Consider the following 25,563-nt stretch of genomic DNA (forward strand, 5'->3'; position numbering starts at 1 on the left):
GGGGGATTCACTGTTCATGATCCCCCGATTCTGACGGATAACCGTGCCGCCTTTTACCGCAGCGCCTGCACCCCGGCCACCAGCCAGCCAGCATCCCCGGACTTGGGGCGGGTGATGTTCCAGATCTCCCGGAACGGGTTCGGGCCAGCCGACGGGTCCTCGCGGATCAGACCGGAGAACTCGACGCTCGCCAGGTAGGCTTCGTCCTGCTCCTCCAGACCGAGCAACTGCGCTTCCAGCATGACCACCTCGGTCTTGTTCGGGGCGGCACCGGCGCGCTCGCGCTCGGCCAGCTGGGTCTGGATCTCGGCCAGCATGCCGCCGGTCATCATGGCGCGCAGGCTGGCAATGTCGGAGCGGTCCCAGGCGTCCTGGAGATTCACGAAGTTCGTCTTGGACGCCCGCAGGAAGCTTTCGGCATCAAACCCTCCGGCATTCTGGCCAGCCGGTTCGGGCGGACGCGGAGCATCCGCCAGAGATTCCCAGGGCCGCGCCGACGCGTCGTTGCCCACGTTCTTGGGGCTGTATCCCCGGGGCGCCGACACCGCGCCGTCCGGCCCCACCCCTGCCAGCAGGCCGGGCGCTCCGGTCGTGGACTCGTTGCGGCGCAGCGTCTTGCGCTGCGCACGGCGCCCCCCAAGCAAATCCGACCACCACCGAGCTTCCATGACGCTGTCCTCCTCTTGTCCCCGTCATCAACACTTGATACCGACGTGGAGTGCCACCACCCCCGCGCTGAGGTTGTGCACGTCCACATGACCAAAGCCCACCGACTTCATCAGCTGGCGCAGTTCCTCCTGCCCGGGATGCATGCGGATCGACTCCGCCAGGTACTGGTAGCTGTGGGCATCGCCCGCCACCATCTGACCCAGCTTCGGCAACACGTTGAACGAATACCAGTCATAAGCCTTTTCCAACGGCTTGGCGACGCGGGAAAACTCCAACACCAGCAATCTGCCCCCCGGCTTGAGGACGCGGCGCATCTCCGACAGGGCCTGGTCTTTGTGCGTCATGTTGCGCAAACCGAAGGCGACCGAAACGAAATCGAAGCTGTTGTCGGCAAATGGCAGCTTCTCGGCGTCGCAGACCATGGTCGGCAGCACCAGGCCTTCATCAAGCAGGCGATTGCGGCCTTCGCGCAACATGGCCTCGTTGATGTCGGTGTGCACCACCCGGCCGGTCGGGCCCACGCGCCGGGCAAATGCACGCGAGAGGTCGCCGGTGCCGCCCGCGATGTCCAGCACCTGCTGGCCCGGTTGCGGGTTGGCCACGGTGATGGTGTAGCGCTTCCAGATGCGGTGCAGGCCGGCCGACATGAGGTCGTTCATCACGTCGTACTTGGGCGCGACCGAATCGAACACGCTGCGCACGTGTTTCGCCTTCTCCTGTTCGTCGACGGTCTGGAAGCCGAAATGGGTCGTGGCCATGGAATGGGTCTCCGTCGGGGTCAGTGGCTGCCGCAGGCGTGCCCGCCCTTTTCCGGCATCGGTGCATCGCGGTCCACCCCCGCGGCCTGAAGCCGCTGGTGGTAATCGTTCCAGAGTTGTTCCTGCTGCGATCCCAGGAAATACAGGTAATCCCAGGCGTAGATCCCGGAATCATGGCCATCCGAGAAGGTGGGCTGCACCGCGTAGTTGCCCACTGGCTCCAGCGCCACCAGGGTCACATCGCGCTTGCCGGTCTGCAGCGTTTCCTGTCCAGGCCCGTGGCCCTGCACCTCGGCCGAAGGCGAGTAGACGCGCATCAGCTCGAACGGGATGCGGAAGTGCGCACCGTCGGAAAACGCCACCTCCAGCACGCGCGAGGCGCTGTGCACGGTGATGTCCTGCGGCGTCGGGGTGTCCTTGTTGAGTCCAGCCATGGGGGCCTCCAATGTGTTCAGACCAGCACGCGCTCGATACCGCCCTGGTTCGCTTTCTCGACGTATTCGGGCAACCAGTTCTCGCCCAGGATCTGGCGCGCCATTTCGACCACGATGTAGTCGGCCTCCAGCAGGCCGTTCTGCAGGTCGTCGGTGTAGCGGGACAGCCCCTGGAGGCAGCTGGGGCAGGACGTGAGCATCTTGACGTTGGCTTTTTCGCCCACCGTACCCGCCGCGCGCAGAGCCGCTTCACCCTTTCGGATTTCCTCTTCTTTTCGGAAGCGCACCTGGGTCGAGATGTCGGGGCGGCTCACGCCCAGCGTGCCGCTCTCACCGCAGCAGCGCTCGCTCTTGATCACGCCATCGCCCACCAGTGCCTTGACGGTCTTCAGGGAATCCTGGAGCTTCATCGGGTTGTGGCAGGGCTCGTGGTACAGGTAGCCCCCCTGCCCGGCCGGCAAGGTAATGCCCTTCTCCAGCAGGTACTCGTGGATGTCGATGATGCGGCAGCCGGGGAAAATTTCCTCAAACTTGTAGCCCTGCAGCTGGTCGTAGCACGTGCCGCAGGAGACCACCACCGTCTTGATGTCCAGGTAATTCAGCGTGTTGGCCACACGGTGGAACAGCACCCGGTTGTCGGTGATCATCTTCTCGGCCTTGTCGTACTGGCCCGAGCCGCGCTGCGGGTAGCCGCAGCACAGATAACCCGGCGGCAGCACGGTCTGCACGCCCGCATGCCACAGCATGGCCTGGGTCGCCAGACCGACCTGGCTGAACAGGCGCTCCGAACCACAACCCGGAAAGTAAAACACCGCCTCGGTCTCGCTGGTCGTGCCTTGCGGGTTGCGAATGATCGGAACGTAGTCCTTGTCCTCGATGTCCAGCAGCGCGCGCGCCGTCTTCTTGGGCAGGCTACCCGGCATCTTCTTGTTGATGAAGTGGATCACCTGCTCCTTGACCGGCGCTGGCCCCAGGCTGGCCGGCGGCGCATTGGTCTGCGCCCGTGCGGCGGGCTTGAGCAGGTTGTTGGCCAGGCGCTGGGCCTTGAAACCCACGTCCACCATGGCCGAGCGCATGAACTTGATGGTCTCGGGGTTGGTGGCGTTGAGGAAGAACATGGCCGCCGCGTTGCCCGGCCTCCAGCTCTTCTGGCCCATCTTGCGCAGCAGGTTGCGCATGTTCATCGACACGTCGCCGAAGTCGATCTTCACCGGACAGGGCGTGTAGCACTTGTGGCACACCGTGCAGTGGTCGGCCACGTCTTCGAACTCTTCCCAGTGCTTGATGCTGATGCCGCGGCGCGTCTGCTCTTCATACAGGAAAGCCTCGATCAGCAGCGAGGTCGCCAGGATCTTGTTGCGCGGGCTATAGAGCAGGTTGGCGCGCGGCACGTGGGTGGCGCAGACAGGCTTGCACTTGCCGCAGCGCAGGCAGTCCTTGACCGAATCGGCGATCGCGCCGATGTCGCTCTGCTGCATGATCAGCGACTCGTGGCCCATCAGGCCGAACGAGGGCGTATAGGCATTGGCCAGATCGGCCTGGCGCACGCTCGCATCGCGTTCCACCAGCGCCTGGTGTGCGCCGCCCCGCAGCAGCTTGCCCTTGTTGAAGCGACCCTCGGGATCGACCTTGGCCTTGTATTCGGCGAACGGGCTCAGCTCGTCGTCGGTCAGGAATTCGAGCTTGGTGATGCCGATGCCGTGCTCACCCGAAATCACGCCGTCCAGGCTGCGCGCCAGCACCATGATGCGGGCCACCGCCTCGTGTGCGGTCTGCAGCATTTCGTAGTCGTCGCTGTTGACCGGGATGTTGGTGTGCACGTTGCCGTCGCCGGCGTGCATGTGCAGCGCCACCCAGACGCGACCCTTGAGCACACGCTTGTGGATGGCATTGCACTCCGCCAGGATGGGGCCGAAAGCCGCGCCGCTGAAGATCTGCTGAAGCGGGGTGCGGATCTGCGTCTTCCAGCTCGCGCGCAGCGAGTGGTCCTGCAGCTGAGGGAACAATGTGTCGACGTCGCGCAGCCAGCCAGCCCACAGGTCGCGCACCTCGCGCACCATCGCCAGCGCCTGCTGCACGCGGTCTTCCAGCAGCTCGGCGTTGGGCAGGTCGTTGGCGTCGTCGGTCTTGCCCAGCGGCAGGCTGCCCCGGGCAAAGAAGGCCTCCAGCGCATCGCACAGCTTGAGCTTGTTGCGCAGCGAGAGCTCGATGTTGATGCGCTCAATGCCCAGGGTGTACTCGCCCATGCGCGGCAGCGGGATCACCACGTCTTCGTTGATCTTGAAGGCGTTGGTGTGCTTGCTGATGGCCGCGGTGCGCTTGCGGTCGAGCCAGAACTTCTTGCGCGCTTCATAGCTGATGGCGATGAAACCCTCGCCGCTGCGGCCGTTGGCCAGGCGGATCACCTCGCTGGTGGCGCGCGCCACGGCATCAGCGTCGTCACCCACGATGTCGCCGATCAGGACCATCTTGGGCAGGGTGCCGCGCTTGCTCTTGGTCGCGTAACCCACGGCCTTGAGGTAGCGGTCGTCCAGATGCTCCAGGCCGGCCAGCAGGGTGCCGCTGCGCTTCTGCTCGGCGAACATGAAGTCCTTGATCTCGACGATCGAGGGCACGCCGTCCTTGGGGTTGCCGAAGAACTCCAGGCACACGGTGCGGGTGTGCTCGGGCATGCGGTGCACCACCCAGCGGCCGCTGGTGACCAGGCCGTCGCAGCCTTCCTTCTGGATGCCCGGCAGGCCGCTGAGGAACTTGTCGGTCACGTCCTTGCCCAGGCCTTCCTTGCGAAAGGTCCGGCCCGGAATGGCCAGCTGTTCGGTGCGCAGCGGTGTCTTGCCGTCGGCGGCGAAGTACTTGAGTTCGAAGGTCGCGACCTCGGCGTCGTGGATCTTGCCCAGGTTGTGGTCCAGGCGAGTCACCTCGAGCCACTCGGCCTGCGGCGTCACCATGCGCCAGCTCACCAGATTGTCCAGTGCCGTGCCCCAGAGCACGGCCTTCTTGCCACCGGCGTTCATGGCGATGTTGCCGCCCACGCAGGAGGCCTCGGCCGAGGTCGGGTCCACCGCAAACACATAGCCGGCGCGTTCGGCCGCATCGGCCACGCGCTGGGTGACCACACCGGCCTCGGTCCACACCGTGGCCACCGGTTGCGCGTGACCCGGAATCGAGACATGCTCGACCTCGGTCATGGCTTCGAGCTTCTCGGTGTTGATGACCACGCTCTTCCAGGTCAGCGGGATGGCGCCCCCGGTGTAGCCGGTGCCGCCCCCGCGCGGGATGATGGTCAGGCCCAGCTCCACGCAGCCCTTGACCAGGTGCGCCATCTCGGCCTCGGTGTCGGGCGTGAGCACGACGAACGGGTACTCCACGCGCCAGTCGGTTGCGTCGGTCACGTGGGACACGCGCGAGAGGCCGTCGAACTTGATGTTGTCCTTGGCGGTCAGCTTGCGCAGCACCTTGTTCGTGCGCTGGCGCAGTTCGGCCATCTCTTCAAAAGAGCGGGCAAACGACTCGACTGCGGCCCTGGCTGCGGCCAGCAGCTGACCCACCGACTCGTCGCGCCCCGGGTCGTCCTGCGGCGTGCGGCGCTTCTGCACCTCGCCCAGACGGTGGTGCAGGGCATCAACGAGCGCCGAGCGGCGCTTGGGGTTGTCGAGCAGGTCGTCCTGCAGGTAGGGGTTGCGCTGCACGACCCAGATGTCGCCCAGCACCTCGTACAGCATGCGGGCGGAGCGGCCGGTGCGCCGCTCGCCGCGCAGTTCGTCCAGCAGCGCCCAGGCCCGGGAGCCCAACAACCGCATCACGATTTCACGATCCGAGAAAGATGTGTAGTTGTAGGGAATCTCGCGCAAACGGGGGGATTCGTCTGCAGCGGTTTCCAGAAGCGGAAGCGGCGTGGGGGCGTTCATGAGGGAAATGGGCCAGCAAACGGAGCTGAGCCAAGGATGGTACCGCAGCGCAACATGCGCGACACCGTCTCATGGAAAGCCCTTGTTGTCACCTTTCGGAAAGAAAGCTGCAATGCCTTGGTCACATTCGTTGCCTAGGCTGGCTTTTTTTGTGTCATCGAAACCGTTCCCAACCTACAGGAGACCCACCATGCCCATGCGCCAACATCTCTCCACACTCACCGCCGCGCTGCTTGTGTTCGGCTTCGGCAGCAACGCCCAGGCACAGACTGAAATCCAGTGGTGGCATTCGATGACCGGCGGCCTGAACGACTGGGTCACGGACCTGGCCAATGGTTTCAATGCCAGCCAGAAAGACTACAAGGTGATCCCCACCTACAAGGGGACCTACGACGAAACCATGCCGGCCGCCGTGGCCGCCTTCCGGGCCGGCAATGCGCCCCACATCCTGCAGGTCTATGAAGTGGGCACGGCCACGATGATGGCAGCCAAGAGCGCGATCGTGCCCGTGGGCAAGGTGCTGGCCGACGCGGGCTACAAGTTCAACCCCCAGGCCTACATCCCGGCCGTCGTCGGCTACTACACCGCGCCCAACGGCCAGATGCTCAGCTTTCCGCTGAACAGTTCCACGACGGTCTTTAACTACAACAAGGATGCCTTCCGCAAGGCCGGCCTCGACCCGGAGAAGCCGCCTCAGACCTGGCCCGAAGTGGTGCTGGCCGCAGCCAAGCTCAAAGCCGCCGGCGTCAGCTGCCCGTTCACCACCAGCTGGCAGGGCTGGACGCAGCTGGAAAGCTTCTCGACCTGGCACAACACCGAGTTCGCCACCAAGGGCAACGGATTCGGTGGCACCAGCGCACGCCTGAACTTCAACAGTCCGCTGCATGTGCGCCACATCGAGAACCTGGCCAACATGGCCAAACAGGGCCTGTTCGTCTACCGCGGCCGCGGCAATGCGGCGGATGCGCCGTTCTATTCGGGTGAATGCGCGATGGCCACAGCGTCTTCATCGACCTACGCCACCATCAAGAAGAACGCCAAGTTCGACTTCGGAATTGCCCCTCTGCCTTACTACCCGGACGTCGCTGGTGCCCCGCAGAACACCGTGATCGGCGGCGCTTCGCTGTGGGTGATGGCGGGCAAGAAGCCGGACGAGTACAAAGGCGTGGCCGCCTTCTTCAACTACCTGACGAACGCCGAGATCCAGGCCAAGAGCCACCAGCGCACCGGCTATCTGCCCATCACCATGGCCTCCTTCGAAGCCACCGAGAAGTCCGGTTTCTACAAGCAGAACCCCGGAACCGACGTGGCGGTGAACCAGATGATCCGCAAAACCACCGACAAGTCGCGCGGCATCCGACTGGGCAACTTCGTGCAGATCCGCGCGATCGAGGACGAGGAACTCGAGCAGGTGTGGGCGGGCAAGAAGACCGCCAAGGAAGCCCTGGACAGCGCCGTCAAGCGCGGCAACGAGCTGCTGGTGCGCTTCGAGGCCGCCAACAAATAAGCGCAAGCTCGGCGAGCCCGCGGACGGCATGGCAGTGCCGCCGCTGGCCGCCGTTGTGCGGCATCGCCTGCCTGATCCAGTCCACCTCGTCCGACAACCCGAATGGCCTCAGAAAAACGCGTCGTTTTCCGCTCCCGCTGGCTGCCGTGGGTACTGCTCGCGCCCCAGGTCTCGGTCATTCTCGTGTTCTTCTTCTGGCCGGCCGGCCAGGCCTTGCTGCAATCGTTCCAGCAATCCGATGCCTTCGGGACTTCGACGGAGTGGGTCGGCCTGCAGAACTTCGCCAACCTGCTCGAGGACGACACCTACCTGGCATCGTTCAAGACCACGGCCATCTTTTCGGTGCTGGTGGCCGGGCTGGGCATCGGCATCTCGCTTGTGCTGGCCGTGTTTGCCGACCGGGTTGTCAAGGCCACGCTGATCTACCGGACCCTGCTGATCTGGCCCTACGCGGTGGCTCCCGCCGTGGCCGGTGTGCTCTGGCTGTTCATGCTCGCACCCTCCATCGGTGTCGTGTCCCACGCGCTGCGCGCCCTCGGCATCGAGTGGAACAGCCTGCTCAACAGCAACCACGCCATGATCCTGATCGTGCTGGCGGCCGTCTGGAAGCAGATCTCCTACAACTTCCTGTTCTTCCTAGCAGGTCTGCAGAGCATTCCCAAATCGCTCATCGAGGCCGCCGCCATCGACGGTGCGCACCCCTGGCGGCGCTTCTGGACCATCCAGTTCCCGCTGCTCTCGCCCACCACCTTCTTCCTGTTCGTGATCAACGTGGTGTATGCCTTCTTCGACACTTTCGCCATCGTGGATGCGGCGACCCAGGGCGGTCCCGGCAAGGACACCGCGATCCTGGTCTACAAGGTGTACTACGACGGCTTCAAGGCCCTGGACCTGGGCGGCTCGGCCGCCCAGTCGGTCGTGCTGATGGCGATCGTGATCGCCCTGACGGTGATCCAGTTCCGCTTCGTCGAAAAGAAAGTGCAGTACTGACATGATCGAACGCCGCCCTGGCCTGACCTTTCTGTCGCACGCCGTTCTGATCCTCGGCATCTCGGTGGTCTGCTTTCCGCTCTACCTCACCTTCGTGGCATCGACCCAGACCGCTCAGGAGATCATCCACGCCCCCATGTCCCTTCTGCCAGGCAGTCACCTGGTCGAAAACTACGTTGCGGCGCTGCAAGGGTCCGGCATGGGAGCGGCCTCCAACGCCCCGGTGGGCCGGATGATGATGGTGAGCCTGATCACCGCCCTGGTGATCGCCGTGGGCAAGATCGCGATCTCGCTGCTCTCGGCCTTCGCCATTGTCTACTTCCGGTTCCCGTTCCGCATGCTGTTCTTCTGGTGCATCTTCGTCACCTTGATGCTGCCGGTGGAGGTCCGCATCGGCCCGACTTACGCGGTCGTCGCCAACCTGGGCATGCTCAATTCCTACGCAGGCCTGACCGTGCCGCTGATTGCGTCGGCCACCGCCACCTTCCTGTTCCGCCAGTTCTTTCTGACCGTGCCCGACGAGCTGGTCGAGGCCGCGCGCATAGACGGCGCTGGCCCGATGCGCTTTTTCAAGGACGTGCTGCTGCCGCTGTCGGCGACCTCGATCGCGGCCCTGTTCGTCATCCAGTTCATCTACGGGTGGAACCAGTATCTGTGGCCCCTGCTGGTGACAACCGAGGAAAACATGTACCCGGTCGTCATCGGGATCAAACGCATGATCAGCGGTGGGGACGCGGCCACCGACTGGAATATCGTGATGGCCACCGCCGTGCTGGCCATGATTCCGCCGGCACTGGTCGTCATCCTCATGCAGAAATGGTTCGTCAAGGGCCTGGTCGACACCGAAAAATAAGCACCCTCATGGCTTCCCTCTCCTTCCGAAACGTCGTCAAGCAATACCACCAGGGAAAACAGTCGCTGCAGGTGATCCACGGTGTCAACGCCGAGATCACCGACGGTGAATTCATCGTCATCGTCGGCCCCTCGGGCTGCGGCAAGTCCACGCTGCTGCGCATGGTGGCCGGGCTCGAAGAAATCAGCGGTGGCGAGATCCGCATCGGCGAGCGCGTGGTCAACCAGCTCGAACCGGCCGACCGCGACATCGCCATGGTGTTCCAGAACTACGCGCTCTACCCGCACATGAGCGTGTTCGAGAACATGGCGTACGGGCTGAAGATCAAGAAGCTGCCAGCCGCCGAGATCCGCCAGCGCGTGGACAAGGCCGCCGCCATCCTCGAACTCGGTCACCTGCTGGACCGCAAGCCGCGCCAGCTCTCGGGCGGGCAGCGCCAGCGCGTCGCCATGGGCCGCGCCATCGTGCGCCAGCCCCAGGTGTTCCTGTTCGACGAACCGCTGTCCAACCTCGACGCCAAGCTGCGCGCCCAGACCCGGCTGGAGATCCAGAAGCTGCACCGCGAGCTGGGCATCACCTCGCTGTTCGTCACCCACGACCAGGTCGAGGCGATGACGCTGGCCCAGCGCATGATCGTGATGAACGCCGGCCGCATGGAGCAGTTCGGCACGCCCGAAGAGGTCTACTCCCGCCCCGCCACCACCTTCGTCGCCAGCTTCATGGGATCGCCCCCGATGAACCTGCTGAACAACGCGCCTGGGGGGCGGCCGGGCTGCACCATGGGCATCCGCCCCGAACACATCGATCTCGCGCAGGAAGGCTGGAGCCTGCAGGTTGAGACGGTGGAGATGCTCGGTGCCGAGCGACTGATCCACGCCCGCCTGGGCGACGAGGCGCTGATCATCCGCACCCACGAGGACCAGGGCGCCCCCGAAGTCGGCAGCACGGTGGTGGCGCGCCCGCGCGAGGACCGGCTGCACTGGTTCGACCAGCAGACTGGAGCACGCCTGTGAAGGACACCCCCACACCCTGGCCCTACCCGCGCTGGATCGCCCACCGCGGCGCCGGCAAGCTGGCCCCGGAAAACACCCTGGCCGCGTTCCGCCTGGGCGCGCAACACGGCTACCGCATGGCCGAGTGCGACGCCAAGCTGAGCGCCGATGGCCAGGTCTTTCTGCTTCACGACGACACGCTGGACCGGACCACCGACGGCCAGGGCATCGCCGGCCACCAGCCCTGGGCGGAACTGAGCCTGCTCGACGCCGGCAGCTGGCATTCGCGCCAGTACGCGGGCGAGCGCCTGCCCACGCTGGAGGGCGTGGCGCGGTTCTGCCGCGCCAATGCCTGCCTGCTCAACATAGAAATCAAGCCCACACCGGGGCTGGAGGAAGAAACCGGGCGGGTCGTCGCGCGGGAAGCAGCCCGTCTGTGGGCGGACGCCCCCATCCCGCCGCTGCTGACCTCGTTCCAGCCGCAGGCGCTGGCTGGCGCCGTCGAAAGCGCACCCCAGCTGCCCAGAGGTCTGCTGCTGGAGACCCTGTGGGACGGCTGGCTGGAGATGGCGCAGCGGATGGGCTGCGTGGCCGTCGTCTGCGACCAGGTGCTCTGGACTTCCGAGGTGATGGCCACCGTGCACGGCCGCCAGATGCGCGCCCTGGCCTACACGGTGAACGAGCCGCAGGAAGCCGAACGGCTCTGGGGACTGGGCATCGACGGCCTGATCACCGACCGGGTCGACCTGTTCGCGCCCGACTGACCGGGCGGTGCCTGGTCAGCGCCTGCGCAGCCACCAGCCCAGCGAACCCTGGGCCAGCACCAGCGCGGTGTAGCTGAGCATCTTGCCATCCCGGCCGAAGACGACCAGCCCGGCCAGCAACACCGCCACCCCCAGCGCGCAGAGCGCCATCAGTTCGCGGCGGGCGTCCCACCGCCCCGCCCGCGCTTTCGGCCAGATCCGTGGCAGGCCCCACAGCAACAAGGCCACCCCGATGGCCGGGGCGATGAAGTTGGCAAGGTGCCCGATCAGGGCCAGAAACGACATGGGTGGTGAAATCCGTCCGGGCAGAGGCGGCGAATTTTATAATCGCGGCCATGTCTGTCTGGGCGCTCGGCATCAACCACCACACGGCTCCGCTTGATTTGCGGGGCCGTTTCGCGTTCGCGCTCGACCAGATCCAGCCCACGCTGCACGGTTACCGCAGCAGCCTGGCGCGCCAGCCCGAAGCCACGCTGCTCTCTACCTGCAACCGCACCGAGCTGTACGCCGCGGGCGAACAGTCGGCCGTGGAGCCCACGCTGGAATGGCTCGCACAGACCGGTGGTGTCAGCACCCATGTGCTGAAAGACCACGCATACATCCTGCGCGAAGGCGAGGCCGCGCGCCACGCCTTCCGCGTCGCCAGCGGCCTGGACAGCATGGTGCTGGGCGAGGCCCAGATCCTGGGACAGATGAAGGACGCGGTGCGTGCCGCCGACGAGGCCGGCGCCCTGGGCACCACGTTGCACCAGCTGTTCCAGCGCTCCTTCGCAGTGGCCAAGCAGGTGCGCACCTCCACCGAGATCGGTGCCCATTCGATCAGCATGACCGCCGCCGCCGTGCGCCTGGCCAGCCAGCTGTTCGAAGACCTGAAGGACATCAAGGTGCTGTTCGTCGGCGCCGGCGAGATGATCGAGCTGGCCGCCACGCACTTCGCGGCCAAGACACCCAAAAGCATGGCCATTGCCAACCGCACGCTCGAACGCGGCGAGACCTTGGCCAGCCGCTTCGGCGCCCAGGTCATGCGCCTGGCCGACATTCCCGAGCGCCTGCACGAGTTCGACGCCGTGGTCAGCTGCACCGCCAGCACCCTGCCCATCATCGGCCTGGGCGCGGTCGAACGCGCGCTGAAGAAGCGCAAGCACCGCCCCATGTTCATGGTCGATCTGGCCGTGCCGCGCGACATCGAGATCGAGGTCAAGGGCCTGTCCGACGTGTACCTCTACACCGTGGACGATCTGGCCAGCGTGGTGCAGACCGGCAAGGAAAACCGCCAGGCGGCCGTGGCCCAAGCCGAGGCCATCATCGACGCAGGCGTGCTCAGCTTCATGCACTGGCTCGACCAGCGCGACCCGGCCAAGGGCGGCGTGGTGCCCCTGATCCAGCAGATCAACGCCCAGGCCGACGCCTGGCGCGCCGCCGAACTGGCCCGTGCGAAGAAGCTGCTGGCCAAGGGCGAGCCGGTCGAGAACGTGCTCGAAGCCCTGTCCAAGGGACTGACGCAGAAGATGCTGCACGGCACCCTGGCCGAGCTGCACGCCGGCGATGCCGAAACCCGCGCCGCCACTGCACAGACCGTCTCGCGCCTGTTCCTGCGCGAAAAGTCCTAGCGACGCCGCCCGGCGCCCTCGGGCGCCCTGCACGGTCCGCCGGCCCCGTGCGCCCCTTGCCGCCGTCGCTTCTTGTCCGCTCCCGCATGAAACCCTTCGTCCGCGACACCCTGCTGCGCCAGAAAGCCCGCCTGCACGAGCTGGACGCCCTGCTCTCCGCTCCCGATGTGGTGAGCGACCTCGAGCGCTTCCGCACCCTCAGCCGCGAACACGCCGACGCCTCCGTCATCGTCGAGGCCTTCGACCGCCACCAGCAGCGCGAGGCCGATCTGGCTGCGGCGCAGGAGATGCTGGCCGACCCCGACATGGCCGAGATGGCACAGGAAGAGATCGAGGCGGCCAAAGCGGACCTAGAGCGGCTGGACGAAGAGCTGCAGCACCTGCTACTGCCCAGGGACCCGGACGACGAACGCCCGGCCTTCGTGGAAATCCGTGCCGGCACCGGCGGCGACGAGTCGGCCCTGTTCGCGGGCGACCTGGCCCGCATGTACACCCGCTACGCCGACAGCCAAGGCTGGACCACCGAGATCGTGAGCGAGTCGCCCAGCGAACTCGGCGGCTACAAGGAGTTGGTGCTGCGCATCGCCGGACACGGCCCAGGCGCCAACGTCTACGGGCAGCTGCGCTTCGAGTCCGGCGGCCACCGCGTGCAGCGCGTGCCCGCGACCGAAACCCAGGGCCGTATCCACACCAGCGCCGCCACCGTGGCCGTGATGCCCGAGCCCGACGAGGCCGAGGCCATCAAACTCAACCCGGCTGATCTGCGCATCGACACCTTCCGCGCCAGCGGTGCGGGCGGTCAGCACATCAACAAGACCGACTCCGCCGTGCGCGTGGTGCACCTGCCCACTGGCATCGTGGCCGAATGCCAGGACGGCCGCAGCCAGCATAGCAACAAGGCCAAGGCGCTGCAGGTGCTGCAGGCGCGCATCCAGGAAAAGGAACGCAGCGAGCGCGCGGCCAAGGAAGCCGCCACCCGCAAGGGCCTGGTCGGCAGCGGCGACCGCAGCGACCGTATCCGCACCTACAACTTCCCGCAGGGGCGGCTGACCGACCACCGCATCAACCTCACGCTCTACAAGCTGCTGCAGGTGATGGAAGGCGACCTGGGCGACGTGATCCACGCGCTGCAGGTGGCGCGTGGTGCCGAGCTGCTGGCCGACCTGGAACAGCAGAACAGCCGATGAACACGCTGCAAGACGCCCTGCGGCAGGCCGCCACCGCCAGTCTGGACCGGCTGGATGCCCAGATGCTGCTGCTGCACGCGCTGGGCCGTTCGCCGCACGACAGGGCCTGGCTGATCGCGCACGACAGCGACCCGCTGCCACCGGAAGCGGCGGCTCGCTGGCAGGCGCTGCAGCAGCGCCGCCGGGCGGGCGAGCCGGTGGCCTATCTGCTGGGTGAAAAGGAATTTGGCGGACTCACGCTGAAGGTCGATGCCCGCGTGCTGGTGCCGCGCCCGGACACCGAGGTGCTGGTGGACTGGGCCCTGGACGCACTGCCAAAGCCAGGTGGTGCCGAACCTCCCCGCCTGCTGGACCTGGGCACCGGCAGCGGCGCCATCGCGCTGACGGTCGCCGCCCGCCGCCCGGACGCACAGATCAGCGCCACCGACGCCAGCGCCGACGCCCTGGCGGTCGCGCAGGCCAATGCCCAACGGCTGAACCTGCCGGTGCGCTTCGCCCAAGGCGCCTGGCTGGCGGCGGTGCCGGGCGAGCGCTTTGATGTGATCGCCAGCAACCCTCCCTATATCGCCGAAGGCGACCACCACCTGGTCGCCATCAGCCACGAACCCCTCACCGCCCTGACCGCCGGCCCCGACGGACTGGACGACATCCGCCAGATCGTGGCGCAGGCCCCCGGCGCGCTGCGCCCCGGTGGCTGGCTGCTGCTGGAGCATGGCCACGACCAGGCCGCCGCCGTGCGGGAACTGCTGGGCACCCAGGGGTTCGAAGAAGTCTGCAGCCGGACCGATCTGGCGGGCATTGAACGCTGCAGCGGCGGCCGCTGGCCCGGCTTGCGATAATCCACCATCGGCCGGCAGCTTCCGGCGCCCTCAACGAACCGACACAGGACAAGCCCATGAGCGACGTGCAAACCCAGATCGACCAACTGGTCAAATCCAACGACATCGTGCTGTTCATGAAGGGCAGCGCCAGTTTCCCCATGTGCGGCTTCTCCGGCCGCGCGATCCAGATCCTCAAGGCCTGCGGCGTGGACACCAAGGCGCTCAAGACCGTCAACGTGCTGGAAGACGACGGCATCCGCCAGGGCATCAAGGAATACAGCAACTGGCCCACCATCCCCCAGCTCTACGTCAAGGGCGAATTCATCGGTGGCTCGGACATCATGATGGAGATGTACGAGTCGGGCGAACTGCAGAAAACCATCTCCGGCCAGGCCTGACCTGCCAAGCCCTTCGCAAAGCCACCTTCGGGTGGCTTTGTGCTTTGCGGGGTGCGATCCTTCACGGTGAGTGGCAACCACAGGGCTTTTCCGACGTTGAGCAGTGGCACGTCTTGTGCTTGAATGAAGCTGTCCTTCGAACCTCCAGGAGAACCGAATGAGCTCTAGCAGCCTGGTCGCTTCCCCCACCCTCGGACTGCCCATCGCCCGGATGCGCAGCGTGTTCAGTGCCGATGCGGTCGAACGCAAGCTCGAACAGCTTCAGGCGAGCGGCAACGAGCGCGAACACGAAGGCCTGCGCAACACCTACCAGCGCATGCTCGAACGGGGTCCCCAGCGTTTTGCCGTCAAGCCTTCGGGCGTGCCCGACATGGCGCCGCTGTACGACCTGCTGCCCAACTTCACCGAGGTGCTCGACGACGTCAAGCGCCATGTGGCCCTGAGCCAGGACAGCCACGACAGCCTGGAAGTCACCCCCATCCTGCTGCTCGGCCCGCCGGGCGTCGGCAAGACCCACTTCGCCAGGCAGATCGCCGACCTGCTGGGCACCGGCATGAGCCTGGTGCCCATGAGCAGCATGACCGCCGGCTGGCTGCTGTCGGGTTCGTCCTCGCAATGGAAGGGCGCCAAGCCCGGCAAGGTGTTCGAAGCGCTGGTGGATGGCCAATACGCCAACCCGGTGATCGTGGTCGACGAGATCGACAAGGCGGCGGCCGACGCGCAGTACGACCCGCTCGGTGCGCTCTACGGCCTGCTGGAGCACGACACGGCGCAGAACTTCATCGACGAGTTCGCGGAGGTGCCGATCGACGCCAGCCAGGTGATCTGGGTCACCACCGCCAACGACGAGCGCAGCATCCCCGACCCCATCCTCAACCGGATGAACGTGTTTGAGATCCAGCCGCCCTCACCCGATGCGGCTCGCCGCATCGCCGCCCACCTCTACGACAGCATCCGGGGCGAACACGACTGGGGCAAGCGCTTCGACCCGGAGCCGGCCGACGATGTGCTGGACTTGCTCGCCACCCTGGCGCCGCGGGAGATGCGTCGGGCGCTGGTCACGGCCTTTGGCAACGCCCGCCTGGCGGACCGGTTCAGCGTGGAAGCAGGGGACCTGCCCAAGGTGGGCAGCGGCAAGACAAGGATCGGTTTCCTGCAGTGAGCGCTCTGGCCCTCAGGCGGCCGGAGGCACCCAGTTTCGGGCCGCCGCGTACACCGCGTTGGGGTACTCGGCGCGGCCACGGCTGCCGTTGTAGCGCCCCAGCGCCATGAAGGTGTCGCCACGCTCGCGGTCCAGGTAGTGGCGCAGGATCACGCAGCCGAAGCGGATGTTGGTCTGCATGTGAAACAGCTTGCCCGGGTCGCCGTCGCCGATCAGGCGCGACCAGAACGGCATGATCTGCATGTAGCCCCGGGCGCCCACGCGGGAGATGGCAAATTTGCGGAACGCGCTCTCGACCTGGATCAGCCCCATCACCATGGTCGTGTCCAGCCCGGCGCGACGGGTCTCGTACCAGACGGTCTGCAGGAACTCGATGCGGGTCTGGAAATCCGGCTTGCGCTTCTTGAGGCGCTCGCTCATCGCGCCCATCCAGCGCAAATAGGCCAGCCGCTTCTCGGTGTCGGTGAACTCGGGCACCGGCGGCGCGCTGTTGGCGATGGCCGAACTGAGCGCCGTGCGCACCGAATCGGCCAGCGGCTCTTCCACCTGACCGCCCGCGTGCACCAGACCTGCGCCGAGCCATCCGGCCGAGCCCAGTGCTGCCGCACGCAGCAGGCACTGGCGGCGATCCAACGAGGACATGGCTGCGGTCATCGAGCAACCTTCCGTGCTGCGCACTGCAGGGCTGAACGCCTTCGGAGCGGCCGTTCGGCGTTCACACGCCCAGTCGACCCTTGACGAAGGCCAGGGCTTCAGCGGCCGGCACCTTGGTCGCAGCGGCATCGCGGCGGTGCTGGTACTCGACCATGCCCTCCTTGAGACCTCGATCGCCGATGGTCACGCGGTGCGGCACGCCGATCAGCTCCCAGTCCGCGAACATCGCGCCCGGGCGCTCGCCGCGGTCGTCCAGGATCACGTCCACGCCCGCGGCCAGCAGGCCTGCGTAGAGCTCGTCCGCCGCGGCTTTCACAGCTTCGCTGCGGTCGGCACCGACCGGGCAGACGACCACCGTGAACGGTGCGATGGCGTCGGGCCAGACGATGCCGCGCTCATCGTGGTTCTGCTCGATGGCCGCCGCCGGCAGGCGCGTGATGCCGATGCCGTAGCACCCCATCTCGAAATGCTTGGGCTTGCCATCGGTGTCCAGGAAGGTCGCGTTCATGGCCTTGCTGTACTTGGTGCCCAGATAGAACACGTGGCCCACCTCAATGCCGCGCTCGATCGCCAGCGCCCCCTTGCCGTCGGGCGACGGATCGCCTTCAACGACATTGCGCAGATCCGCCACCAGGTCGGGCTCGGGCAGATCGCGGCCCCAGTTCACGCCCGTGGTGTGGAAATCCGGCTCGTTGGAACCGCAGATCCAGTCGGCCATCACCGCCACCTCGCGGTCGGCCACGATCTTCAGCGGCTGCTTCAGACCGACCGGCCCCAGGTACCCGGGCTTGCAGCCGAAGTGCGCGTCGATCTCGGGGATGCTTGCGAAGCGGAAGCCCTTGTCCAGACCCGGCACCTTGCTCACCTTGACCTCGTTCATGTCATGGTCGCCGCGCAGCAGCAGCAGCCAGACCTGGCTCCTGACGATTTCCCCGGCCTCATTGAGCTCGTCGGTCGCCAGCACCAGCGACTTGACCGTGGTGGCCAGCGGCACACCCAGGTACTCGGCCACATCGGCGCAGGTGCTCTTGCCCGGCGTGGGCGTCTTCACCATCGGGTTGGCCGGTGCCGGACGCGGACCCGCGGGCGCCAGCGCCTCGGCCTTCTCCATGTTGGCCGCGTAGTCGCTGGCCGGGCAGTACACGATGGCGTCTTCGCCTGTGGCCGCGATCACCTGGAATTCTTCGCTCAGATCCCCGCCGATGGCACCGCTGTCGGCCGCCACTGCGCGGTACTTCAGGCCGAATCGGTCGAAGATGCGGCGATAGGCCGCCGCCATGACCTGGTAGCTGGCCTTGGCGCCGGCCTCGTCACGATCAAAGGAATAGGCGTCCTTCATGATGAACTCGCGCCCGCGCATCAGGCCAAAACGCGGCCGGCGCTCGTCGCGGAACTTGGTCTGGATCTGGTACAGGTTCTTGGGCAGCTGCTTGTAGCTGCGCAGCTCTTGGCGCGCCACGTCGGTCACCACCTCTTCGCTGGTCGGCTGAATGATGTAGTCGCGCTCATGCCGGTCCTTGATGCGCAGCAGCTCCGGCCCCATCTTCTCGAACCGGCCGGTCTCCTGCCAGAGCTCGGCCGGCTGCACGACCGGCATGGTCATTTCGACCGCGCCGGCGCGGTTCATCTCCTCGCGCACGATGGCTTCCACCTTCTGGATCACGCGCAACCCCATGGGCATGTAGTTGTAGATGCCGGCGCCGAGCTTGCGGATCATGCCGGCACGGGTCATGAGCTGGTGGCTCACCACCTCGGCATCGGCGGGGGCTTCTTTCAGGGTGGTGATGAGGAACTGGGAAGCTTTCATGGGCGAACCACCACAAAGGTGGACAAAGGCATGGGGACAGGTCGGAATGGGGCTGGAGAGCAGCGGCTCCGTCGGTCGGTGTTTACCCGGCGTTGGGCCGATGCCGCATCGCGTTTGGTACGCAATTTGTCATGCGCGATGCATAATCCAGACAGTTCAAAAATTTGGGGTTGATTATGCTTGACAGAGAAGGCTTCAGGCCCAATGTCGGCATCATTCTGCTCAACCAGCGAAACCAGGTGTTCTGGGGCAAGCGCATCCGCTCCCACTCTTGGCAGTTTCCACAAGGCGGCATCGACCGGGGTGAAACCCCCGAACAGGCCATGTACCGGGAGCTGCATGAAGAGGTTGGGCTCAAGCCCGAACATGTCTGCATCGTCGCCCGCACGCGGGACTGGTTGCGCTACGAAGTGCCAGACCGGTTCATCCGCAGAGATGCCCGCGGTCACTACAAAGGTCAGAAACAGATCTGGTACCTGTTGCGCCTCGTCGCGCAGGACTGGAACCTGAACCTGCGTGCCACCGACCATCCCGAGTTCGATGCCTGGCGCTGGCACGACTACTGGGTGCCACTCGATGTGGTGGTCGAGTTCAAGCGTGGTGTGTACGAAATGGCGCTGACCGAACTGGCGCGTTACCTGCCCAAAAACGACCACCGCAACCGCTACCTGCGCTCGGGTGGTCGACCGCAACGATCCGGCGCAGAACAGATCCCGCACGCGCTGCCCCGCCTGTGCCCCGGCGGAATGGAACTGCCGCCGGGCGCCAGTTTTGACCCCGACCCCCAGGCCCAGCCTCGTCCCGGCCTGGACTGAACCGACCCCCTGGGCCGAATCCCCTGCTCAGGTGCGCGTGAGCACCAGGTTGTCCCGGTGGATCATCTCGGGCTCAGCGGCGTAGCCCAGCAGGCGTTCAAAATCTGCCGACGATCTGCGGCAGATCAGGCGCGCCTCCGGGCTGGCGTAGTTCGCAAGACCCCGCGCGATCTCCAGCCCGTCCGCCCCCCGCACCGCGATCACGTCGCCGCGCGAGAACTCCCCCTCTACGCCGGTCATGCCGATGGGCAGCAGGCTCTTGCCTTCTCCCACGATCTTTTCGACCGCCCCGGCATCGACCACCACCGCACCCCGCATCTGCAAGTGGTCGGCCATCCACTGCTTGCGCGCCTGCTGCTTCGCGGTCTGGGCCACCAGACAGGTACCGATGGCCTCACCATCACAAAGACGCTGCAGCACGCGCGGCTCACGCCCCCACGCGATCACGGTGGACGCACCCGACCCGGCGGCACGTTTGGCCGCCAGGATCTTGGTGATCATGCCGCCTTTGCCAATGCCAGAACCCGCGCCACCGGCCATCGCCTCCAGCTGTGGGTCGCCAGCACGCGCCACATGCACAAAGGTTGCTGAGGGATCACGGCGCGGATCGGCGGTGTACAGCCCTTTCTGGTCCGTCAGGATGATCAATACATCTGCCTCGACCAGATTGGCCACCAGGGCGCCCAACGTGTCGTTGTCACCGAACTTGATCTCGTCGTTGACGACGGTGTCGTTTTCGTTGATCACCGGAACCACGCCGAGCTGCAGCAAGGTCAGCAGCGTGGAACGTGCGTTGAGATAACGCTCGCGGTCGGCCAGATCGGCGTGCGTCAGCAACACCTGCGCACTGCCGACGCCACACTCACGCAGCTTGGTCTCGTACATCTGGACCAGCCCCATTTGCCCGACGGCCGCCGCAGCCTGCAGCTCATTGATTTCTTTCGGACGATTCGCCCAGCCCAAGCGCTTCATGCCCTCGGCCACCGCACCGCTGCTGACCATTATCAGCTCACGCCCATCTTGAACAAGGGCTGCCAGTTGCTGACTCCAGTGGCCGATGGCAGCCTCGTCCAGTCCCCGCCCTTCATTGGTGACCAGACTGGAACCCACTTTGACCACGATGCGCCGCGCGGATCTCACCACCGGTGGAACACCGCTCAGGTCGTTGATCGGAGCGGTCGCGAGGCTTCCCACATCTGCCATGTTCTTAGCGAAGTTTCGTCAATCGGTTTGTTGATCACTGCCTGCGAAGCGCGGGTCCACCACAGCGGGTGCCTGCGCGTCTTCATGAACCTTGGCAATGTGAGCATAGATCTTCTGCACCAGCAGTTCGCAGCCTTCGCGGGTGAGCGCTGAAATCTCGAACACCGGCCCCTTGTGCTTGAGTCTCTTGACGATGTCTTTCACCCGTGATTCCCGCTCTTCGGCCGGGACCATGTCCAGCTTGTTGAGCACCAGCCATCTAGGCTTGGCGTACAGCGCCGGATCGAACTTCTTGAGCTCGGCCGCAATGGCCTTGGCCTGCTGCACGGGATCCACGGTGTCGTCGAACGGCGCCACGTCCACAAGATGCAGCAACAGCCGGGTGCGCTGCAGGTGACGAAGGAACTGATGCCCCAGACCAGCTCCTTCCGAGGCTCCCTCGATCAGGCCAGGCACATCGGCCACCACAAAGCTCTTCTCCGGCCCCACGCGCACCACACCCAAGTTGGGGTGCAGCGTGGTGAAAGGGTAGTCCGCGATCTTCGGGCGCGCGTTGGAAATGGCCGCAATCAGTGTCGACTTGCCCGCGTTGGGCATGCCCAGCAGACCGACATCCGCCAGAACCTTGAGCTCCAGCTTGAGCGTGCGGCGCTCCCCAGGCCACCCGGGCGTCTTCTGCCGGGGCGCCCGGTTGGTGGAACTCTTGTAATGCATGTTGCCAAAGCCGCCATCGCCTCCCTTGGCAATGGTGATCTGCTCACCCGGCTGGAGCAACTCGAACAGCACTTCACCTGTCTCAGCGTCGGAAATGATGGTTCCCACTGGCATCTTGAGGACGATGTCATCCCCCTTGACGCCAAACATGTCGGACCCCTTGCCGTGCTCGCCTCGCTGCGCCTCAAAACGGCGCGTGTAACGGAAATCCACCAGCGTGTTCAGACTGGCATCTGCAAGAGCGTAGACATGGCCGCCACGGCCGCCGTCCCCACCGTCCGGACCACCGAACTCCTTGTACTTCTCATGCCGGAACGACGCGCAGCCGTTGCCGCCATCGCCTGCAGCGACATCGATCGTGGCTTCGTCCACAAACTTCATGATCAGCGCTTCCGAAAAATCAAACAAAAAAGGCCCGCGAACGGCGGGCCTTTCCACGGGATGCTGCCATCCAGCCAGTGGCCCGAGAGGGCCACCGCATCACACCGGCGTGATGCTCACGGTATGGCGGTTCAGTGCGCCCTTGGTAGCGAAGGTCACATGCCCGTCCACAGTCGCGAACAGAGTATGGTCCTTGCCCACACCGACGTTGGTACCGGGATGGAACTTGGTACCGCGCTGGCGCACGATGATGGAACCAGCCGACACCAACTCACCACCGAATGCCTTCACGCCGAGCATCTTTGGCTTGGAATCGCGCCCGTTTCGCGTAGAGCCGCCGCCTTTTTTCTGTGCCATTTCAAACTACTCCTCAGGCAGCGATCGCAGCGATCTGCAGCTCGGTGAAATTTTGACGATGACCCTGGCGCTTCTGGTAGTGCTTACGACGACGCATCTTGAAAATGCGCACTTTGTCGTGCCGACCATGAGCCACCACGGTGGCCTTGACTGTCGCGCCAGAGACCAGGGGAGTGCCAACCTTGAGTTCGCTGCCATTGCCGACAGCAAGAACCTGGTCGATCACGATTTCCTGGCCCACTTCCGCAGCAATCTGTTCTACTTTAATTTTTTCGCCGGCAGCAACGCGATATTGCTTGCCACCGGTTTTTATGACCGCGTACATAGGAACCTCATAAAGTTGTTGCCAGCAGGGATTTGCCTGGCACTCGGCAGACGAACCTCCGCCGAACCGCAAATTATAGCACCCTCGCACCTTCTGACAGGAAGAAGTACGGCCCCCTCAAACGAGCACCCTGAAGATCGCAACACGGACACGGCATGCCGATCAGGCACACCTTGCTCGGTTCCTATAATCCGCGCACTTCATTCAGCCGAACCGCGGTAGCCGATCTTGACACCAGCCAGCCCTTCCAACGACTCGCCTCTCGACCTGATACGGCTGGACATGCGGGCCGTTGATCTGGTGATCAATGAACGCCTCACCTCCGAGGTCCCCCTGGTCAAGGAAGTATCCCAGTACATCATCTCTGCGGGCGGCAAGCGGCTGCGCCCCGCCCTGCTTCTGCTCGTCAGCGGGGCATTGGGGAGCAACCATCCACACCGTCACACGCTTGCCGCTGTGGTTGAGTTCATCCACACTGCAACCCTTTTGCATGACGATGTGGTTGACGAATCCACGCTGCGAAGAGGTCGCGCCACTGCCAATGAACGGTTCGGAAATGCACCCAGCGTACTTGTGGGAGACTTCTTGTACTCCCGCGCATTCCAGATGATGGTAGACGTGAACAACATGCGGGTCATGCAAGTGCTGTCCGATGCAACCAACGTCATTGCCGAAGGGGAAGTGCAGCAACTGGTCAACATGCACGACCCCTCCCTCGACGAGGCAGCCTACCTGCGCGTCATCCGGTCAAAGACCGCGAAGCTGTTTGAAGCAAGCGCCCGACTGGCTCCGATCCTTGCAGGAGCACCTACCGAGGTGGAAAGCGCATGCGCCGTTTACGGCCAGGCACTGGGGACCGCGTTCCAGGTGATCGACGATGTCCTGGATTACGAAGGAGACGCCCAAGAGCTGGGCAAGAACCTGGGCGATGACCTGCGCGAAGGAAAAGTGACGCTGCCCATCATTTGTGCACTCAAAAAGGCGTCGCCCGAACAGCAACAACTCCTGCAAGCTGCCATCATTGAAGGCGACGTGGAGCATATGGACGCCATCCAGAACATCATTCGCGAAACAGGCGCCCTTGAGGCCGCCCGATCGAGTGCCATGGCAGAGGCCCGTCGAGCGATGGAGGCAGCCCGAACGCTTCCTGACAATCCGTACCGCTCGGCTTTGCTACAATTGGCAGCTGACTTGTTGGAGCGACGCTCCTAAAGACAAAAAACAGCGCAGATCGGTTCGCACCAGATCGCGCGCTTCGGCGGGGTGTAGCTTAGCCTGGTAGAGCGCTACGTTCGGGACGTAGAGGCCGGAGGTTCGAATCCTCTCACCCCGACCATCGTTTTTTTGTCTGCCCGCCCCGGTTTCCACCGGCTTCGTGGGCATCAATCGACACCTCCATACAACGTACGGCCTGTGCGCAGGTACGATTTCGACACAGTTTGGGTGAATTGTGTCTTCCAAGTCATTGATTTACGATAGATTACGCGGTTATGGCATCTGTCGAAACAGCCCCTCAAGATACACCTTCCATGGCTCTGCCCGGCTTGGGTAGGGCGCTGGTGAGCGCAGGAAAGCTGGGACAAAAGGCCGCCGAAGATCTGTACAAGAAGGCTCAAAGCGGGCGCACCAGTTTCATCGCAGAACTGACCGGTTCCGGGGCCGTTTCTGCTTCCGATCTCGCTCATACGATGTCCACGGCGTTCGCAGCGCCCCTGCTGGATCTTGATGCGATCGACCTACAGAGACTACCCAAAGGCCTGCTCGACCCCAAGATCTGCAACGACTACCGCATCGTTGTCCTGAGCAAACGCAACAACAGGTTGATGGTCGCTACGGCCGATCCGGCCGATCAACAAGCGGCAGAGAAGATCAAGTTTGCGACCCAACTGGGTGTGGACTGGGTCATCGCCGAGTACGACAAGCTCAGCAAACTCATTGAAGCGCAATCCACCACAGCCAATGAGGCGATGGACCAGATTGTCGGTGGAGAGTTCGAGTTCGACGAATTTGCAGCCGAAGCTGTCACGACGGAAGCCGACAAGACCACATCCTCGGAAGTTGATGACGCGCCAGTGGTCAAGTTCTTGCACAAGATGCTGCTGGACGCATTCAATATGCGGGCGTCTGACCTCCACTTCGAGCCGTACGAGCACAACTACCGGGTGCGTTTTCGCATCGACGGTGAATTGCGCGAAATCGCCTCACCGCCCGTTGCGATCAAGGACAAACTCGCTTCCCGTATCAAGGTGATCTCCAGAATGGACATCTCCGAGAAGCGAGTTCCGCAGGATGGCCGCATGAAGCTCAAGGTGGGACCTGAGCGGGTGATCGACTTCCGTGTCAGCACGTTGCCGACGCTGTTCGGCGAAAAGATCGTGATACGTATTCTCGACCCCAGCAGTGCCAAGGTAGGCATTGATGCCCTTGGGTACGAGCCGGAGGAGAAGGAGCGTCTGCTCAGCGCGATTTCACGCCCATACGGCATGGTGCTCGTCACGGGTCCGACGGGCTCGGGCAAGACCGTTTCGCTCTACACCTGCCTGAATTTGCTGAACAAGCCTGGCATCAATATTTCCACGGCGGAAGACCCGTCGGAAATCAACCTACCCGGGGTCAATCAGGTCAATGTCAATGAAAAGGCGGGACTGACGTTTGCCGCCGCGCTTAAGGCGTTCCTCCGGCAAGATCCGGACGTCATCATGGTCGGCGAAATCCGCGATCTCGAAACGGCGGACATCTCGATCAAGGCTGCCCAGACAGGCCACATGGTCCTGTCGACACTACACACCAACGACGCCCCCACCACCCTCACGCGGATGATGAACATGGGCATTCCCACGTTCAACATTGCTTCCAGCGTGATTCTCATCACCGCCCAGCGACTTGCAAGACGCTTGTGCCCCAATTGCAAGGCGCCGCTGGACGTTCCCCGCAAAGCCTTGCTGGACGCCGGGTACAAGGCGGAAGAACTGGACGGGAGTTGGACTCCGTACAAGCCGGTGGGCTGCTCGTCCTGCAACAACGGCTACAAAGGCCGTGTCGGCATCTATCAGGTGATGCCCATTTCGGAGGAAATCCAGCGAATCATCCTCAAGGGTGGCAGCGCTCTGGACATTGCCCAACAGGCGTCGCGTGAAGGGGTCAGAACCTTGCGTGAGTCCGGGCTCCTCAAGGTCAAGCAGGGTGTGACATCGCTGGACGAAGTGCTCAGCGTCACAAACGAGTAATCGCCATCCGGACCGGGAAACGAGGAA

23 protein-coding genes, 1 tRNA gene and 1 pseudogene are annotated in these 25,563 nt (G+C 64.5%); 14 read left to right on the forward strand and 11 right to left on the reverse strand.

Annotation, left to right across the window (positions count from 1 at the left end; translation table 11 throughout):
• Positions 1 to 53: 53 nt before the first annotated feature.
• From HPF_RS19530 to HPF_RS19545, 4 genes and pseudogenes are all read right to left on the reverse strand, one after another.
• Positions 54 to 587: pseudogene (locus HPF_RS19530) on the reverse strand (Tim44 domain-containing protein); the annotation flags it as partial.
• A gap of 108 nt (positions 588 to 695) precedes the next feature.
• On the reverse strand, positions 696 to 1,427 hold the full coding sequence (ubiE, locus tag HPF_RS19535) for a bifunctional demethylmenaquinone methyltransferase/2-methoxy-6-polyprenyl-1,4-benzoquinol methylase UbiE (RefSeq protein WP_066153025.1): 732 nt from the start codon (positions 1,425 to 1,427) through the stop codon (positions 696 to 698).
• A 20-nt stretch (positions 1,428 to 1,447) separates the two neighbouring features.
• Entirely contained in the window at positions 1,448 to 1,861 is a 414-nt protein-coding gene (locus HPF_RS19540) for a gamma-butyrobetaine hydroxylase family protein (protein ID WP_066153022.1), read from the reverse strand.
• 17 nt (positions 1,862 to 1,878) lie between these two features.
• Positions 1,879 to 5,769 carry a DUF3683 domain-containing protein gene (locus HPF_RS19545; RefSeq protein WP_133157595.1) on the reverse strand — a complete coding sequence of 1,297 codons (3,891 nt, stop codon included), beginning with the start codon at positions 5,767 to 5,769 and terminating at the stop codon, positions 1,879 to 1,881.
• A gap of 196 nt (positions 5,770 to 5,965) precedes the next feature.
• Between HPF_RS19545 and ugpB the strand changes: the two genes are divergently transcribed.
• The 5 genes from ugpB to ugpQ all read left to right on the forward strand — a co-directional run bounded on the left by ugpB (position 5,966) and on the right by ugpQ (position 10,875).
• Positions 5,966 to 7,276 (forward strand): sn-glycerol-3-phosphate ABC transporter substrate-binding protein UgpB, encoded by a 1,311-nt coding sequence (ugpB, locus tag HPF_RS19550; RefSeq protein ID WP_243721796.1) that lies wholly within the window; start codon positions 5,966 to 5,968, stop codon positions 7,274 to 7,276.
• 102 nt (positions 7,277 to 7,378) lie between these two features.
• Positions 7,379 to 8,266 (forward strand): sn-glycerol-3-phosphate ABC transporter permease UgpA, encoded by an 888-nt coding sequence (gene ugpA, locus HPF_RS19555; protein ID WP_066153014.1) that lies wholly within the window; start codon positions 7,379 to 7,381, stop codon positions 8,264 to 8,266.
• 1 nt (position 8,267) lies between these two features.
• On the forward strand, positions 8,268 to 9,119 hold the full coding sequence (gene ugpE, locus HPF_RS19560) for a sn-glycerol-3-phosphate ABC transporter permease UgpE (RefSeq protein WP_133157596.1): 852 nt from the start codon (positions 8,268 to 8,270) through the stop codon (positions 9,117 to 9,119).
• 8 nt (positions 9,120 to 9,127) lie between these two features.
• The gene (locus HPF_RS19565) at positions 9,128 to 10,132 is read left to right on the forward strand and encodes a sn-glycerol-3-phosphate import ATP-binding protein UgpC (RefSeq protein WP_133157597.1); all 1,005 of its coding nucleotides are present in this window, start codon (positions 9,128 to 9,130) and stop codon (positions 10,130 to 10,132) included.
• Entirely contained in the window at positions 10,129 to 10,875 is a 747-nt protein-coding gene (gene ugpQ, locus HPF_RS19570) for a glycerophosphodiester phosphodiesterase (RefSeq protein ID WP_133157598.1), read from the forward strand. Before HPF_RS19565 ends, ugpQ begins: the two co-directional genes overlap by 4 nt.
• A gap of 15 nt (positions 10,876 to 10,890) precedes the next feature.
• Here the strand turns inward: ugpQ and HPF_RS19575 are convergent, their stop codons facing one another.
• Complete coding sequence (locus HPF_RS19575) at positions 10,891 to 11,160, reverse strand: hypothetical protein (RefSeq protein ID WP_133157599.1); 270 nt, start codon at positions 11,158 to 11,160, stop codon at positions 10,891 to 10,893.
• Between the two features lie 50 nt (positions 11,161 to 11,210).
• On the opposite strand from HPF_RS19575, the gene hemA reads away from it, so the two are divergent.
• From hemA to HPF_RS19600, 5 genes are all read left to right on the forward strand, one after another.
• Positions 11,211 to 12,485, forward strand: coding sequence for a glutamyl-tRNA reductase (hemA, locus tag HPF_RS19580; protein ID WP_066152999.1), 1,275 nt, complete (start codon positions 11,211 to 11,213; stop codon positions 12,483 to 12,485).
• Between the two features lie 86 nt (positions 12,486 to 12,571).
• The gene (gene prfA, locus HPF_RS19585; protein ID WP_133157600.1) at positions 12,572 to 13,672 is read left to right on the forward strand and encodes a peptide chain release factor 1; all 1,101 of its coding nucleotides are present in this window, start codon (positions 12,572 to 12,574) and stop codon (positions 13,670 to 13,672) included.
• Positions 13,669 to 14,511, forward strand: a complete 843-nt coding sequence (gene prmC, locus HPF_RS19590) for a peptide chain release factor N(5)-glutamine methyltransferase (RefSeq protein WP_133157601.1) — start codon at positions 13,669 to 13,671, stop codon at positions 14,509 to 14,511. The genes prfA and prmC overlap by 4 nt, the downstream gene beginning before the upstream one ends.
• Positions 14,512 to 14,567: 56 nt before the next feature.
• Positions 14,568 to 14,891 (forward strand): Grx4 family monothiol glutaredoxin, encoded by a 324-nt coding sequence (grxD, locus tag HPF_RS19595; protein ID WP_066152991.1) that lies wholly within the window; start codon positions 14,568 to 14,570, stop codon positions 14,889 to 14,891.
• A 157-nt stretch (positions 14,892 to 15,048) separates the two neighbouring features.
• Positions 15,049 to 16,053 carry an AAA family ATPase gene (locus HPF_RS19600; protein ID WP_066152988.1) on the forward strand — a complete coding sequence of 335 codons (1,005 nt, stop codon included), beginning with the start codon at positions 15,049 to 15,051 and terminating at the stop codon, positions 16,051 to 16,053.
• Between the two features lie 12 nt (positions 16,054 to 16,065).
• On the opposite strand, the gene HPF_RS19605 is transcribed toward HPF_RS19600, so the two are convergent.
• Positions 16,066 to 16,695: a lytic transglycosylase domain-containing protein gene (locus tag HPF_RS19605; protein WP_306292804.1), complete on the reverse strand. Its 630-nt coding sequence runs from the start codon at positions 16,693 to 16,695 to the stop codon at positions 16,066 to 16,068.
• A gap of 73 nt (positions 16,696 to 16,768) precedes the next feature.
• Positions 16,769 to 18,514, reverse strand: coding sequence for a proline--tRNA ligase (locus HPF_RS19610; protein ID WP_133157602.1), 1,746 nt, complete (start codon positions 18,512 to 18,514; stop codon positions 16,769 to 16,771).
• Positions 18,515 to 18,690: 176 nt separating this feature from the next.
• Between HPF_RS19610 and HPF_RS19615 the strand changes: the two genes are divergently transcribed.
• Entirely contained in the window at positions 18,691 to 19,329 is a 639-nt protein-coding gene (locus tag HPF_RS19615) for an RNA pyrophosphohydrolase (RefSeq protein WP_079366788.1), read from the forward strand.
• A gap of 27 nt (positions 19,330 to 19,356) precedes the next feature.
• On the opposite strand, the gene proB is transcribed toward HPF_RS19615, so the two are convergent.
• The 4 genes from proB to rplU form a co-directional block, all read right to left on the reverse strand.
• Positions 19,357 to 20,532 (reverse strand): glutamate 5-kinase, encoded by a 1,176-nt coding sequence (proB, locus tag HPF_RS19620; RefSeq protein ID WP_127804451.1) that lies wholly within the window; start codon positions 20,530 to 20,532, stop codon positions 19,357 to 19,359.
• A gap of 18 nt (positions 20,533 to 20,550) precedes the next feature.
• The gene (cgtA, locus tag HPF_RS19625; RefSeq protein WP_079366848.1) at positions 20,551 to 21,627 is read right to left on the reverse strand and encodes an Obg family GTPase CgtA; all 1,077 of its coding nucleotides are present in this window, start codon (positions 21,625 to 21,627) and stop codon (positions 20,551 to 20,553) included.
• Positions 21,628 to 21,726: 99 nt separating this feature from the next.
• The gene (gene rpmA, locus HPF_RS19630) at positions 21,727 to 21,984 is read right to left on the reverse strand and encodes a 50S ribosomal protein L27 (protein WP_066152967.1); all 258 of its coding nucleotides are present in this window, start codon (positions 21,982 to 21,984) and stop codon (positions 21,727 to 21,729) included.
• A 13-nt stretch (positions 21,985 to 21,997) separates the two neighbouring features.
• Positions 21,998 to 22,309: a 50S ribosomal protein L21 gene (rplU, locus tag HPF_RS19635; RefSeq protein ID WP_066152961.1), complete on the reverse strand. Its 312-nt coding sequence runs from the start codon at positions 22,307 to 22,309 to the stop codon at positions 21,998 to 22,000.
• A gap of 282 nt (positions 22,310 to 22,591) precedes the next feature.
• On the opposite strand from rplU, the gene HPF_RS19640 reads away from it, so the two are divergent.
• From HPF_RS19640 to pilB, 3 genes are all read left to right on the forward strand, one after another.
• Positions 22,592 to 23,521: a polyprenyl synthetase family protein gene (locus HPF_RS19640; RefSeq protein WP_133158174.1), complete on the forward strand. Its 930-nt coding sequence runs from the start codon at positions 22,592 to 22,594 to the stop codon at positions 23,519 to 23,521.
• Between the two features lie 47 nt (positions 23,522 to 23,568).
• A tRNA-Pro gene (locus HPF_RS19645) sits at positions 23,569 to 23,645 on the forward strand.
• A gap of 154 nt (positions 23,646 to 23,799) precedes the next feature.
• Positions 23,800 to 25,536 carry a type IV-A pilus assembly ATPase PilB gene (gene pilB, locus HPF_RS19650; protein ID WP_133157603.1) on the forward strand — a complete coding sequence of 579 codons (1,737 nt, stop codon included), beginning with the start codon at positions 23,800 to 23,802 and terminating at the stop codon, positions 25,534 to 25,536.
• Positions 25,537 to 25,563 lie beyond the last annotated feature (27 nt).

Origin of the sequence: Hydrogenophaga pseudoflava (assembly GCF_004353865.1) — a bacterium.
In the GTDB taxonomy this organism is placed as follows: domain Bacteria; phylum Pseudomonadota; class Gammaproteobacteria; order Burkholderiales; family Burkholderiaceae_C; genus Hydrogenophaga; species Hydrogenophaga pseudoflava.

What these genes read in the sequence shown, in the direction of transcription:
- ubiE (WP_066153025.1), bottom strand. Translation starts at nt 1,427, where the DNA reads ATGGCCACGACCCATTTCGGCTTCCAGACCGTCGACGAACAGGAGAAG.
- HPF_RS19540 (WP_066153022.1), bottom strand. Translation starts at nt 1,861, where the DNA reads ATGGCTGGACTCAACAAGGACACCCCGACGCCGCAGGACATCACCGTG.
- HPF_RS19545 (WP_133157595.1), bottom strand. Translation starts at nt 5,769, where the DNA reads ATGAACGCCCCCACGCCGCTTCCGCTTCTGGAAACCGCTGCAGACGAA.
- ugpB (WP_243721796.1), top strand. Translation starts at nt 5,966, where the DNA reads ATGCGCCAACATCTCTCCACACTCACCGCCGCGCTGCTTGTGTTCGGC.
- ugpA (WP_066153014.1), top strand. Translation starts at nt 7,379, where the DNA reads ATGGCCTCAGAAAAACGCGTCGTTTTCCGCTCCCGCTGGCTGCCGTGG.
- ugpE (WP_133157596.1), top strand. Translation starts at nt 8,268, where the DNA reads ATGATCGAACGCCGCCCTGGCCTGACCTTTCTGTCGCACGCCGTTCTG.
- HPF_RS19565 (WP_133157597.1), top strand. Translation starts at nt 9,128, where the DNA reads ATGGCTTCCCTCTCCTTCCGAAACGTCGTCAAGCAATACCACCAGGGA.
- HPF_RS19575 (WP_133157599.1), bottom strand. Translation starts at nt 11,160, where the DNA reads ATGTCGTTTCTGGCCCTGATCGGGCACCTTGCCAACTTCATCGCCCCG.
- hemA (WP_066152999.1), top strand. Translation starts at nt 11,211, where the DNA reads ATGTCTGTCTGGGCGCTCGGCATCAACCACCACACGGCTCCGCTTGAT.
- prfA (WP_133157600.1), top strand. Translation starts at nt 12,572, where the DNA reads ATGAAACCCTTCGTCCGCGACACCCTGCTGCGCCAGAAAGCCCGCCTG.
- prmC (WP_133157601.1), top strand. Translation starts at nt 13,669, where the DNA reads ATGAACACGCTGCAAGACGCCCTGCGGCAGGCCGCCACCGCCAGTCTG.
- grxD (WP_066152991.1), top strand. Translation starts at nt 14,568, where the DNA reads ATGAGCGACGTGCAAACCCAGATCGACCAACTGGTCAAATCCAACGAC.
- HPF_RS19600 (WP_066152988.1), top strand. Translation starts at nt 15,049, where the DNA reads ATGAGCTCTAGCAGCCTGGTCGCTTCCCCCACCCTCGGACTGCCCATC.
- HPF_RS19605 (WP_306292804.1), bottom strand. Translation starts at nt 16,695, where the DNA reads ATGTCCTCGTTGGATCGCCGCCAGTGCCTGCTGCGTGCGGCAGCACTG.
- HPF_RS19610 (WP_133157602.1), bottom strand. Translation starts at nt 18,514, where the DNA reads ATGAAAGCTTCCCAGTTCCTCATCACCACCCTGAAAGAAGCCCCCGCC.
- HPF_RS19615 (WP_079366788.1), top strand. Translation starts at nt 18,691, where the DNA reads ATGCTTGACAGAGAAGGCTTCAGGCCCAATGTCGGCATCATTCTGCTC.
- proB (WP_127804451.1), bottom strand. Translation starts at nt 20,532, where the DNA reads ATGGCAGATGTGGGAAGCCTCGCGACCGCTCCGATCAACGACCTGAGC.
- cgtA (WP_079366848.1), bottom strand. Translation starts at nt 21,627, where the DNA reads ATGAAGTTTGTGGACGAAGCCACGATCGATGTCGCTGCAGGCGATGGC.
- rpmA (WP_066152967.1), bottom strand. Translation starts at nt 21,984, where the DNA reads ATGGCACAGAAAAAAGGCGGCGGCTCTACGCGAAACGGGCGCGATTCC.
- rplU (WP_066152961.1), bottom strand. Translation starts at nt 22,309, where the DNA reads ATGTACGCGGTCATAAAAACCGGTGGCAAGCAATATCGCGTTGCTGCC.
- HPF_RS19640 (WP_133158174.1), top strand. Translation starts at nt 22,592, where the DNA reads ATGCGGGCCGTTGATCTGGTGATCAATGAACGCCTCACCTCCGAGGTC.
- pilB (WP_133157603.1), top strand. Translation starts at nt 23,800, where the DNA reads ATGGCATCTGTCGAAACAGCCCCTCAAGATACACCTTCCATGGCTCTG.